Annotated in this window: 11 protein-coding genes; all 11 read left to right on the top strand. The window is 43.9% G+C overall.

The window, feature by feature from the left end; genetic code table 11:
- Positions 1-46: 46 nt before the first annotated feature.
- Complete coding sequence (locus ABD894_RS03505; RefSeq protein ID WP_345209603.1) at positions 47-1,753, top strand: trypsin-like peptidase domain-containing protein; 1,707 nt, start codon at positions 47-49, stop codon at positions 1,751-1,753.
- A gap of 29 nt (positions 1,754-1,782) precedes the next feature.
- Positions 1,783-2,925: a redoxin domain-containing protein gene (locus tag ABD894_RS03500; RefSeq protein WP_345209602.1), complete on the top strand. Its 1,143-nt coding sequence runs from the start codon at positions 1,783-1,785 to the stop codon at positions 2,923-2,925.
- A 667-nt stretch (positions 2,926-3,592) separates the two neighbouring features.
- The gene (locus ABD894_RS03495; RefSeq protein ID WP_425562919.1) at positions 3,593-4,648 is read left to right on the top strand and encodes an AAA family ATPase; all 1,056 of its coding nucleotides are present in this window, start codon (positions 3,593-3,595) and stop codon (positions 4,646-4,648) included.
- A 12-nt stretch (positions 4,649-4,660) separates the two neighbouring features.
- On the top strand, positions 4,661-5,542 hold the full coding sequence (locus ABD894_RS03490; RefSeq protein ID WP_345209601.1) for a DUF58 domain-containing protein: 882 nt from the start codon (positions 4,661-4,663) through the stop codon (positions 5,540-5,542).
- Positions 5,542-6,525 (top strand): BatD family protein, encoded by a 984-nt coding sequence (locus ABD894_RS03485; protein ID WP_345209600.1) that lies wholly within the window; start codon positions 5,542-5,544, stop codon positions 6,523-6,525. Before ABD894_RS03490 ends, ABD894_RS03485 begins: the two co-directional genes overlap by 1 nt.
- Complete coding sequence (locus ABD894_RS03480) at positions 6,509-7,516, top strand: vWA domain-containing protein (protein WP_345209599.1); 1,008 nt, start codon at positions 6,509-6,511, stop codon at positions 7,514-7,516. Before ABD894_RS03485 ends, ABD894_RS03480 begins: the two co-directional genes overlap by 17 nt.
- Before the next feature lie 4 nt (positions 7,517-7,520).
- On the top strand, positions 7,521-8,558 hold the full coding sequence (locus ABD894_RS03475; RefSeq protein WP_345209598.1) for a vWA domain-containing protein: 1,038 nt from the start codon (positions 7,521-7,523) through the stop codon (positions 8,556-8,558).
- Entirely contained in the window at positions 8,558-9,337 is a 780-nt protein-coding gene (locus ABD894_RS03470; protein ID WP_345209597.1) for a tetratricopeptide repeat protein, read from the top strand. The genes ABD894_RS03475 and ABD894_RS03470 overlap by 1 nt, the downstream gene beginning before the upstream one ends.
- Before the next feature lie 25 nt (positions 9,338-9,362).
- Positions 9,363-11,177, top strand: a complete 1,815-nt coding sequence (locus ABD894_RS03465) for a BatD family protein (protein WP_345209596.1) — start codon at positions 9,363-9,365, stop codon at positions 11,175-11,177.
- A 4-nt stretch (positions 11,178-11,181) separates the two neighbouring features.
- Positions 11,182-11,940: a tetratricopeptide repeat protein gene (locus ABD894_RS03460; protein ID WP_345209595.1), complete on the top strand. Its 759-nt coding sequence runs from the start codon at positions 11,182-11,184 to the stop codon at positions 11,938-11,940.
- Positions 11,941-12,077: 137 nt separating this feature from the next.
- A partial coding sequence (locus tag ABD894_RS03455; RefSeq protein WP_345209594.1) for a hypothetical protein occupies positions 12,078-12,261 on the top strand: 184 nt, incomplete at its 3' end.

The raw sequence follows: 12,261 nt of genomic DNA, 5'->3' as shown, positions 1-12,261 counted from the left end.
GGGTTGATAGCCGTAATATACCCTGCTATCGCCTTATATTTATAACATGAAAAAACTTCAACTATTTGTAGTTGTATTATTCGTAATATTATTACCATCAATTATTTATGGTCAAAAATTTGATCGTAAAACATTGGAGGTTACATTGCACAAAGCAATAGAAAAAGCTTACCCGGCCAGTGTGCGGATGTGGGGTTTCGATACTGTATCAAAAATGCAGATGAGCGCGCAGTTCAGCGGCGTGGTAGTTGCTAAAGATGGTTATATACTTACCGCCGCGCATACAACCGTAGTAGGAAAAACCTACAAGGTGATGTTCCCCAATGGTAAGGAAGCCATCGCGTTGGCATTAGGCCGTATCACTTACGAGGCTAACCCCATAGCGCCCGATGTAGCCATGATGAAGATAATTACGCAAGGCAGTTGGCCATACGCCGAAATGGCCAGTTCATCAGCCTTAAAAGTGAACGAACCTTGCATCAGCATAGCCTATCCTGAAACGCTTAATCAACGTTTACCGTCAGTAAGGTTCGGGCGGATTACTAATGTAAAGAATGATTTAGGCTTTGTACAATCAACCTGCATTATGGAACCCGGTGATTCCGGCGGACCGCTTTTTGACTATATGGGGCGGGTCATAGCCCTGCACAGCGCCATCAATGTTGATGAAGCTACCAACTATGAAATTCCTGTCGATTACTACCGTACCTACTGGTCGGCCTTAAATAAGGTTGAAGATTATAAAGCACTACCTGTTCAAAAAGATTCTGTAGCTGCTGATCCTTTCGCAAATAAGATCCTCACTATACCCGCACTTACAAACGTTAGCGAACAGTTTAAAACAGACCTTTCAAAACTGGCCACTAATACTATAAAAATCACCAGCACGATAGCCGCGCATCAACAAAGCATTAATGGTATTACGCTTTCGCTGGATGGTATGGGGCTTCCGTACAAAACAATTATCATCAGTAAAAGCTCTATGATTGGTGATGAACCTGTTGTTTCTACTGGTGGGGGTAAGTCTTTTAAATTAAATATCTTAGCTCGTGATAAAGCTAACGATATAGTAATTCTGCAAGCACCTGCCGCTATTAAAAACGGTATAAAGTTAAACGCTGTAAAAAATGATACATTAGTCTTTAACGGGTTAGGTAAACTGTTGTTATCGCCGCTGCCCGATACTATTGGTGTGGTTAGTGTTTTGGGGAGTATGCAAATCAATCAGCCGAAAGTATTTAGCATGGGCTTTTTGGGTGCGGCAATAGCGTATAAGGAAGGGCCGCTGGTATTAACCCGTATTCAGCCTAATTCACCCGCGAGTGAAGCCGGCCTCGAAATTGGCGACCAGGTGCTAAACATCAACGATAAACCCATGCAAAAGCCCGAAGACTATGGCGCTGAACTGCAAAAGTACTGGCCCGGCGATAAGGTAACATTCAAAGTATCGCATGCCGGTAATACACTCACCAAAGAGATCACGCTGATCAGCAGACCGCCAATGGGCTCTAATCATCCTGCCGAAATGTTTGCGGGTGGTAAAAGCATAAGGAGGGATGGCTTTGAAAAGGTATTTACACACGATGCTATTATAAAGGCCAACCATTGCGGCGGCCCTGTATTTGATACCGACGGCAATTTTTATGGTATCAATATAGCAAGATTTAGCCGCACCAGCACGCTGGCAATCCCGGCTGCGGTTATCAGTCAACTTGTAATTAACGCGCTTAAAAATAGCAATACACAAAACTAAATCACACAATAAACTGAACTCATAAAAGCATGAAAATTAAATTATTATTACTCGCATCTATAGTGTCGTTTATGGCGCAGGCGCAAAAGAAACCGGTTCCTAATTTTAGCCTTAACGCTAAAATAGGTCAGCTAAACAAACCCGCCAAAGCTTACATCGATTATATGGACAATGGCGTAAGTCACGAAGATTCGGCTGTTTTGGTGAATGGCGCGTTTCGTTTCGCAGGCCATGTATCGGGCAATGCTTACGCCCGTATGGCGCTCGACCATACTGGCGGTGGCAAAATGCGCGCGGTTTATACCGGCGATGTCATCTATTTTTATTTTGGTAAAGAGAATTTTACGGTGACTTCAAAGGATTCATTAGGCAATGCCGTATTCAAAGGCTCAAAAATCTACAATGAATCTGAAGCGTACAATAAATATATTGGCGGCACTATTATGGCGCTTAACAAAGCAGCCAATGCCGATTTTTCAAAAGGTACGCCCGAGCAGCAAAAGGATACAGCTTATATAAAAGCGGTAGATACACGTTACCGTGCCAATATGGAAAAGCGTAACCAAAAACAACTCCAATTTGCTAAAGAACACCCTAACTCATTCTTTGGCCTGGTAGCCTTATCAGAAGCAGCAGGCGGTAAGGTTGATGTACCTAAAATTCAGCCGATATTCAATGCCTTCAATAAAAGCCTTAAAGCTACTGATGTAGGTAAAGAACTGGAGCAACGCATTAATGCCGCAGGCATCACCAAAATCGGCGATGTGGCGCCTATGTTCACCCAAAATACGGCCGATAACAAGCCCGTTTCACTGGCCGACTATAAAGGCAAAGTTGTACTGGTAGAATTTTGGGCAAGCTGGTGCGGTCCTTGTCGTGCCGAAAATCCTAATTTAACTAAACAATACCAACTATATAAGGATAAAGGCTTTAACATCTTGTCGGTATCATTAGACAGCGAGAAGGGCCGCTGGTTGGAAGCCGTGCAAAAAGACGCCCTGCCATGGACACAAGTATCCGACCTGAAAGGCTGGAACAATGCCGTTGGTCGCCTATACGGTGTAAGGGCAGTACCGGCCAGCTTTTTAGTAGGCACCGATGGTAAAATAATAGGCAAAGACCTGCGTGGCGAATCGCTTAATAAAAAACTGGAGGAGATATTTCCTAATTAGGAAGTGATAAGAAGTGCAAACTGCGTCATTGCGAGGCACGAAGCAATCTCTACACTATACAGAGTCGCTCTGTAAGTCGGTGATTGCTTCGTCGTTTCTCATCGCAAAAGACGTGTTTTGCCTCACCCAACCCTCTCCATGGGAGAGGGCTTTAATAAATTTCCCTTCCCGTCAGTAAACAGCTTCGGACGAAAACGGGCAGAACTGTGGAGGCTTCGAGCGCAAAGGCGGGCATAGCGAACTTGTTGCATGCGGGCAGGAAAAGAGCGTCGGGGCAAAAGTTCCAGCCCTAAGTTCTGCACGTTTTGCAGGGCAAGGCCTTGTGCGGCAAAGAAGCCTTTTGCTGGACAAGGGTTTTGTTACTTTTGCCCTTAAAAGTAATGGGGCCCTGCGCCCAAGAGCAGACTAACGTTAATTACAGCATAAACCTGACTACTTTATATTTTTTGCAGATTTAAACATTTTATCAAAAAGAGCGGCACAACCGTTCTTTTTGCATTTTACAGGCACGCAATCCAATATTATAGCGTTACTTAGCTGTAATACGTACAATAATGTTTGGGTGTGCAGGCCCATTTAACATATTTTAACAATTAAATCTTACATTTCTTTAGCAAAAAGATGCTGCACTGTTTAAGTTTGCCTACCAAATAATAAAAAGCATTTAATGGAAGAATTAAATAGTAATACCGGGCACTTAGCGCAGAGTGCTGTTGCTGGTAATTCATCGTACTCAACAGATATCAGGGCTATTAACGAGATGATTGAGCGTGAAAGCGCCTTTATCGACTTGTTGAAGATGGAGATGGATAAAGTGATCGTAGGACAACGATACATGGTAGAACGTTTGCTGATCGGTTTACTGGCCGATGGGCACATTTTGCTGGAAGGTGTACCCGGCCTGGCGAAAACGTTGGCCATCAATACCCTTTCAAAAGCCATACAGGCCGATTTTAGCCGTATCCAATTCACGCCCGATCTGTTACCTGCCGATTTGGTGGGTACCATGATCTATAATCAAAAGAAAGAAGAATTCATCATTCGTAAAGGCCCTGTATTTTCAAACTTCGTACTGGCCGATGAGATAAACCGTGCCCCTGCAAAAGTGCAGAGCGCGTTGCTGGAAGCCATGCAGGAGCGCCAGGTAACCATTGGTGATAATACCTTTCCGCTGCCTACGCCATTTTTGGTACTGGCTACCCAAAACCCTATTGAGCAGGAGGGTACTTACCCACTACCCGAAGCACAGGTTGACCGTTTTATGCTGAAAGTAGTGATCGGTTACCCTAATAAGGAGGATGAAAAGAAGATCGTTCGCGCCAATATTTCGCCGGGCGGTATGCTTAAACCTAATCCCATTATTAAGCCCGATGAAATTATACGAGCTCGCAAGGTGGTTAGGGAAGTATATATGGACGAGAAGATAGAGCAATACATTATCGATATTGTTTTCGCTACCCGTTACCCTGATCAGTATAAACTGGCTAACTATAAAAACCTCATCAGCTTTGGCGCGTCGCCAAGGGCGAGTATCAATTTGGCCCTGGCATCAAAAGCCTATGCCTTTATTAAACGCCGTGGTTATGTAATACCGGAGGATGTACGTGCTGTTTGCCATGATGTGTTAAGGCACCGTATTGGTTTAAGCTACGAGGCCGAAGCCGAAAACATGACATCTGAAGATATCATTACCGGGATATTGAACGCGGTAGAAGTACCTTAACAGCTATTATCTATGGCGAAGGATACCAAAGAGTTATTAAAAAAGGTTCGTAAGATAGAGATCAAAACCCGGGGACTGAGTAATCACCTGTTTTCGGGCGAATACCACTCTGCCTTTAAAGGCCGTGGTATGGCCTTTAGCGAGGTGCGTGAGTACCAGGTAGGCGATGAGATCCGCACTATTGACTGGAATGTTACCGCCCGTTTCAATCATCCTTATGTTAAAGTATTTGATGAGGAACGCGAGCTTACTGTAATGTTACTCATGGATGTAAGCGGATCGGAAAACTTCGGTACCGTTAACCAGTTGAAGCAGGAACAAGCTATTGAACTATGCGCGGTACTTGCCTTTTCGGCCATCCAGAATAACGATAAGGTAGGTGTGATCTTTTTTAGCGATAAGATCGAAAAGTTCATCCCGCCCAAGAAAGGGCGAAGCCATATCCTGATGATCATTCGTGAACTGATCGACTTTAAACCCGAAAATAAAGGGACAAACCTGGCCGAAGCCTTGCGTTACTTTACCGGGGCTATCAAAAAGAAGTGTACTGCTTTTGTTATTTCCGATTTTATGAGTCCGGCTTTCGAGGCCGAGCTGAAGATCGCCAATAAGAAGCACGATATTATAGCCCTGCGCTTGTATGATAAGCACGAAGAAGAGTTTCCTAACCTGGGTTTGATCCCCATGAAAGATGAGGAAACCGGCGAACTGGTATGGGTAAATACGGCCGATGCCAAAGTGCGCAGCTTCTTTAAAACTGAAGCCATAAAACGTAAAGCATTGTTAAGCGAAACTTTTAAAAGATCGGGTGTTGACGCGGCCGATATCGGCACGCATGAGTCTTATGTAAAACCCTTAATGACATTGTTTAAACAGCGGGAAAGAAGAAGGTGATGAAGAGACAGTATTTCTATAATTTTCTTGTTTTAACCCTAATATCAACCTGCTTTTACTTTAAGGCAACAGCCCAAAACGTACAGGTTGAAGCCCGGGTAGATCAGCCGACCATCCGCATTGGCGATCAAACACGCCTGCGCCTGGTGGTGCACCAACCGGTTAAAGAACGCATCAATTTCCCTGCGCTTACCGATACCGTAACCGGTAAGGTACAAATAGTGGAAACCCCAAAGGTTGATACAGTTTTTGATAAGGACAACCGTAACCTCGCAACTGTTACGTATAGTTACATTATTACCTCGTTTGATGCAGGCACGTATACCATACCATCGTTTTCGTTTGGTTCGGGCGCGGCGGTGTTGAAGAGTAATGAGGTTACCTTGCAGGTACAATCGGTACAGGTGGATACCACAAAAGCCATTTTTGATATTAAACAGCCTTTAGAAGTTAAGTATACTTTTTTCGATTGGCTGCGCGATAACTGGGTTTGGGTATTGATTGGTTTGGCTGTAGTATTGGCTGTCATCGGCACTATATGGTACCTTAAAAAACGACCAAAACCGATTGTGGAAGTGAAGGAAGTAAAAGAGGTTATTCCGCCGCATACATTGGCGTTAAGTAAATTGCATGAGCTGCGCGATAAAAAGCTGTGGCAGCAGGATGCTTATAAACAATATCATATTGAGTTGAGCGATGTAGTGCGTGAGTACCTCGAAAAGCGTTACGTGATCAAAACGCACGAAAAAACATCTGAAGAGATCTTCGCGGCGCTTAAGTACATGGATATTACCGAGGAGAACCGCAATAAACTGAGACAGATATTGTTACTGGCCGATTTGGTAAAGTTTGCCAAAGAACGCCCGCTGCCTCACGAAAATGAGCAGAGTATAGATAACGCAATCAGCTTTGTAACACAAACACAGCAGGCAAACGCGCCTTTGCGCAACGAGGAAGGAGGGGCTGATGCTCAACCTGTTTAAAAGCCTTGAGTTCGCGCATCCGGGTTTCTTTTGGTTGTTCGTACTTATTCCCGTAATGATAGCATACTATATATGGCGCGAACAACATTTACAGGGAACCCTCAGCGTATCAGCCGTAAAAGGTTTCGCACTACCGAAAAAGAGCGTGATAGCGCGCATGCGTCATTTAGGTATTGTATTACGTGTATTGTGTATATCGGCATTGATCATAGCGTTGGCAAGGCCGCAATCATCATTAAGCTGGCAAAATACGACTACCGAGGGTATCGATATTGTTATCGCTTCAGATATTTCGGGCAGTATGCTGGCCGAAGATTTTAAACCTAACCGGTTAGAGGCTGGCAAAGAGATAGCGATAGATTTTATCAAGAACCGCCCCGACGACCGCATTGGTTTGGTGGTGTTCAGCGGTGAAAGCTTTACGCAGTGCCCGCTTACTATTGATCATGATGTATTGATCAACCTATATCAGGATATCAAAAACGGTATGATTGAGGATGGTACTGCCGTGGGCATGGGTTTGGCCACCGCCGTAAACAGGCTTAAAGAAAGCACTGCCAAAAGCAAGGTAGTTATTTTGCTTACCGATGGCTCAAACAATATGGGCTCGATACCGCCGGTTACCGCTGCCGAAATTGCCAAAAAATTTGGCGTACGTGTGTATACGGTCGGTGTGGGTACCAACGGATACGCGCCATTTCCGTTTCAAACGCCAATGGGCATAAAGTATCAGAATGTGCCGGTACAAATTGACGAGGCTACGCTGAACAAGATTGCCAGTATTACAGGAGGTAAATACTTTAGGGCTACTAATAACCAGTCGCTTAAAAACATTTACGAGCGCATTGATAAGATGGAGAAAGCCAAAATTGATGTAACGCAATATCATAAAAAAACAGAGTGCTTTTTACCGTTTGCCATAGCTGCGCTGGTTTTCCTGTTGTTAGAATTTTTATCAAAGAACACCTTTTTAAAAGGGGCTTTAACTTAATACCATGCTACGATTTGCACATACCGAATTTTTGTGGGGATTGGCAGCAGTTCCTGTTTTAATCATATTATTCATCGCCGTAACTACCTGGAAAAAACGGGCGATAATTGCCTTGGGCGATAAAGATGTGGTGAAGAAAATGATACCACAGGTTTCTTTTTCGCGGCCGTGGCTGAAATTTATCCTGTTCCTGTTGGGCTTTACTTTTTTGGTGATCGGCGCTGCCGATCCGCAGATAGGCTCAAAAATGGAAGAAGTAAAACGCAAAGGTGCCGATTTGATGATCTTGCTGGATGTATCGAACAGTATGTTGTCCGAAGATTTGTCGCCTAACAGGTTGGAGAACGCCAAGCGTGCTATTGCCCAATTGATAGATAACCTGCACGACGACCGCATAGGTATCATCGTATTTGCCGGTCAGGCTTATGTGCAGTTGCCTATCACTACCGATTATTCGGCGGCCAAGCTATTCCTTAGTACTATCAATACCAATATGGTGCCTACGCAAGGTACGGCAATAGGTGCGGCAATTGACCTGGGCATGCGTTCTTTCGATTTTAAGAACGGAACAGGCAAGGCCATGATAGTAATTACCGATGGCGAAAACCACGAGGACGACGCGGTAATAGCAGCCAAAAAGGCTATTGATAAAGATGTATCGGTACATGTTATCGGGGTGGGGTCTGAAAAGGGCGCGCCTATTCCAATTGTTCAAAATGGCAGGCAGGTTGGTTTTCATACCGATAGTGCCGGTAAAACGGTAATGAGTAAGCTGGATGAAAACATGTGTAAGGAGATAGCGGCAGCGGGCAGTGGTTCGTACGTTCGGGCATCAAACGCCAACAGCGGCTTCAATATAGTGATGGATCAGATAGGTAAGATCCAGCGAAAAACTTACGACAGCAAAAGCTTTAAAGATTTTGAAGACCGTTTCCAGTTTTTCCTGGGGTTTGCCTTTATCTTGTTAATGGTGGAGTTCTTTATATCAAACCGCAAAAGTGTGCGATTGAGCCGTGTGAATTTATTTGAGGTGAAAAAGTAATGAAACAGTTAGTTTTTATCATATTATTTTTAGTGAACGGCACAGTGCTTTTTGCGCAGCAGGAAAAAAGCTACGTTAAAAAAGGCAATGAGCTGTATCAGCAAAAAAAGTATACCGAGGCCGAAGAGAACTACCGTAAATCGGTAGCTAAAAAAGAGAAAAACGTTGAAGGGAACTTTAACCTGGGCGACGCCCTCTACAAACAAAAAAAATATGCCGAAGCAGGCGATCAGTTTACTAAATTAGGTGAATCGGGCAATAAGGCTATGGCTGCTAAGGCTTACCACAATTTGGGCAACTCCCTGCTGGAAAATAAAAAGCTGGAAGAAAGTATTGAAGCCTACAAAAAAGCCTTGATGAATAATCCGAAGGACGATGAAACCCGTTACAACCTCGCTTACGCGCAGGAGAAACTGAAACAGCAGCAACAGCAGGATAAAAAGAACCAGAAAAATAAGGACAACAAGGATAACAAAGACCAAAAGAACAAGGATAAGAATAAAGACAATAAAGATCAGCAGGATAAGGATAAGAAGGACAAGGATAAAGACAAGAAAGATCAGAATAAAGATAACAAGGATAAGGATAACAAGGATCAGGATAAGAAAGACCAGGACAAAAAAGACGAGCAGGGACAGAAACCACAGCCCGATAAGTTATCGAAAGAAGATGCCCAACGGATGCTGGATGCCCTGAACAACGACGAAAAACAAACACAGGATAAACTGAAGAATAAAAAGTTAAAAGGGGTGAAAATGAACATCTCTAAAGACTGGTAATATTATTACGCGTTTGCAAATTATAATGAAGATCAGGTTTTATATATTAACGATATTACTATTTACAGCAACGCTGCTGCACGCTCAGGATGCCAGGCTTACAGCCACGGTTGCCAGTACACAGGTAGCCACTGGCGAACAGTTTGAGGTAATGTTTTCCATCAATACCAACGGCGATCATTTTGCCCCGCCTGATTTTAATGGTTTCCGGATATTGGCCGGTCCTAATATCTCTACCAGTATGAGCTCTGTTAACGGGGTTACTACCATGAGCAACTCCTACAGCTATTACATTATGGCCGAAAAGGAGGGGAGTTATACCATTGCACCGGCTACCATATTTGTTAACGGCCGCAGGTTAACATCAAACGGCTTAACTATAAAAGTGGTGAAAGGCAGGCCGGTACAACAGCAACGCCAGCAAAATATGCAGGCTGGTGGTAACGCGCAAGCGGCAGCCCCGGCAGAGGCCGATATGGCTAAGAACCTGTTTATGCGTGCTGTGGCCGATAAAACCGACGTATACCAGGGCAGCCAGATAACGGTAAGTTACCGTTTATACACGCGGGTAGACTTACTTGATAGTCAGGTTGATAAAATACCCGACCTGAATGGATTTTGGAGCCAGGATGTAAAAAACAGCAAAGAGCAGCAGGTACGATGGCACATAGAAACTTATAAAGGCCAGCGTTATAATGTGGCCGATATTAAACAAACTATACTATTCCCGGAGCATGCCGGTAACCTAACGATTGATCCTTTGGGGATGACGTTTTTAGCACGTGTACCCGTTGCGCCGCGTAACGAGATCGAAGCCTTTTTTGGCGGCGGTTCTACCGAGGTAAAGCAAAAGGTTAAGAGCGCACCGGTAACTATCCATGTAAAGCCATTGCCCGAAGCCGGTAAGCCCGAAAGTTTTACAGGCGCGGTAGGTAAATTTAGTATTGAAGCCTCTGTTGATAAATCTGAACTGAAAGCCAACGAAGCGATCAACTATAGGGTAAAGGTTACAGGCTCGGGTAATATCAAACTGTTCAAAGATCTTAGCACCAACTTTCCGGCTGATTTTGAAAAGTACGATCCTAAAATAACCGATACCATTACCGAAAGTATCAACGGAGTATCCGGAAGCCGGGTGTATAATTACCTGCTTATTCCGCGCCATCAGGGGAGTTTTACCATCGAGCCGCTTAAGTTCACGTATTTTAATCCGAATACCGGCAAATATGTAACGCTTACAACAAAAGCATTCCCGGTAAAGGTAAACAAGGGCGATAACGAAGCCAATGTAACTGCCTTTACAGCAGATAAACAGGATATTAAAGTGCTTGATAAAGATATCAGGTATATCAAAACCGGCGATACCGAACTTGCCGAAGAAGGCGATGGTCTTTTCGGTTCCGGCTTATATTACTTGTTGCTGACCGTGGGGCCCATAGCATGCGCCGCCGCTTTTGTTTACCGTAACAAAAACCGCAAGCTCAACAGCGATGTAGTGAAGGTTAAAAGCCGCAGGGCAGGTAAAATGGCAGCCAAACATTTAGCCAGTGCGCAAAAGCAATTGCAGGCCAACAATACCAAAGCTTTTTATGAGGATGTATTTAAAGGTTTATATGGTTACCTGAGCGATAAGCTGAACATCAGCTATGCCGACCTGAACAAGGAAACCATTGCATCTAATCTGAAGACACGAAACCTGGATGATCAATTGACACGTCAGTTGCTGGATACGCTCGATCTTTGCGAAATGGCACGCTATGCACCGGTAACACACATATCGCAGCAGGAAGTGTTCGACAAAGCCAGAGGCATTATTAACGATATTGAAAGCAAAATTTAACAGCATGAAAAGGATATTATATATCATATTATGGTTGGCGCTGCCGCTGTTATCTTTTGCTGATAACAATACCACGGCTTCCTTTGAAAAAGGGAACGCGCTTTACGCCAAATCGAACTACAAAGAAGCACTTGAGGTATACAAGAAATTGATCGGCGAAGGTTATCAATCGACAGCCTTATATTTTAATATGGGCAATGCCAGTTACAAAACAGGTGATATCCCATCGGCTATACTGTATTACGAAAAGGCGCACAAACTATCGCCCGGCGACAAAGATATCAGCTTTAATATACAATACGCCAATCAGCGCACCACTGATAAAGTGGTGGAAGCGCCCGAGTTTTTCATTACCAAATGGTGGAAGGGATTTATTTTGGCGCTGTCGTTGAATACATTGTCCGTGATGAGCATAGTATTGGTGTTACTGGCATCAGTAAGCCTTATTGTTTACTTCTTTAGCGAGGCCTTAACCCTTAAAAAGGGTGCGTTTTACACCGCTGTAAGTTTATTTGTTATTTGTTTGCTGTTTGTTTTTATAGCCAACAGGCAGGCCGCTTATTTTGAAGGCCACAAACAAGCCATTGTATTTACCGCATCTGTCACAGTTAAAAGCGCGCCTGCCGAAAAAGCGGGCAACTTATTTATACTCCACGACGGAACCAAGGTAAACGTATTAGATACCACCAACGGCTGGACAAAAGTTCAACTGGCTAATGGTAATGAAGGTTGGTTGAAGGGGAATGATATTAAGGAGATATAATTTATTATAAAGAACGTGTCGTTGCGAACATAGTGAAGCAATCTCGTCTCGTTCTGTGCTTATTCTAAAACCATCGTCATTGCTGTAAAGGTTATATAATTCGGTAACAAGATTAGCTTTAAAAAAAGTTAGTCACCATGCGCATCAACACGAATGACCTCACCCTTAAGCGGAACTATCTTCAGACCTACCGGTTGCTGATCAAAGAATACGAACAGGTAAAAGCAGGAGAGCATCCAACTTTCAAATTAGCGAAAGACTTCTACAGCGCCCATCATACTGACAGGCGGAGCTTTCTGAAGTATTACAACCGTTATAAGC

This window comes from Mucilaginibacter gynuensis, assembly GCF_039541195.1.
GTDB lineage: Bacteria > Bacteroidota > Bacteroidia > Sphingobacteriales > Sphingobacteriaceae > Mucilaginibacter > Mucilaginibacter gynuensis.
The sequence above is the reverse complement of the archived record's forward strand: the minus strand, read 5'-3'. Positions and strand labels throughout refer to the sequence as shown.

Excerpts from the sequence above, each read along its gene's own strand:
- ABD894_RS03505 (WP_345209603.1), top strand. The coding sequence starts at position 47 with ATGAAAAAACTTCAACTATTTGTAGTTGTATTATTCGTAATATTATTA.
- ABD894_RS03500 (WP_345209602.1), top strand. The coding sequence starts at position 1,783 with ATGAAAATTAAATTATTATTACTCGCATCTATAGTGTCGTTTATGGCG.
- ABD894_RS03495 (WP_425562919.1), top strand. The coding sequence starts at position 3,593 with ATGGAAGAATTAAATAGTAATACCGGGCACTTAGCGCAGAGTGCTGTT.
- ABD894_RS03490 (WP_345209601.1), top strand. The coding sequence starts at position 4,661 with ATGGCGAAGGATACCAAAGAGTTATTAAAAAAGGTTCGTAAGATAGAG.
- ABD894_RS03485 (WP_345209600.1), top strand. The coding sequence starts at position 5,542 with ATGAAGAGACAGTATTTCTATAATTTTCTTGTTTTAACCCTAATATCA.
- ABD894_RS03480 (WP_345209599.1), top strand. The coding sequence starts at position 6,509 with ATGCTCAACCTGTTTAAAAGCCTTGAGTTCGCGCATCCGGGTTTCTTT.
- ABD894_RS03475 (WP_345209598.1), top strand. The coding sequence starts at position 7,521 with ATGCTACGATTTGCACATACCGAATTTTTGTGGGGATTGGCAGCAGTT.
- ABD894_RS03470 (WP_345209597.1), top strand. The coding sequence starts at position 8,558 with ATGAAACAGTTAGTTTTTATCATATTATTTTTAGTGAACGGCACAGTG.
- ABD894_RS03465 (WP_345209596.1), top strand. The coding sequence starts at position 9,363 with ATGAAGATCAGGTTTTATATATTAACGATATTACTATTTACAGCAACG.
- ABD894_RS03460 (WP_345209595.1), top strand. The coding sequence starts at position 11,182 with ATGAAAAGGATATTATATATCATATTATGGTTGGCGCTGCCGCTGTTA.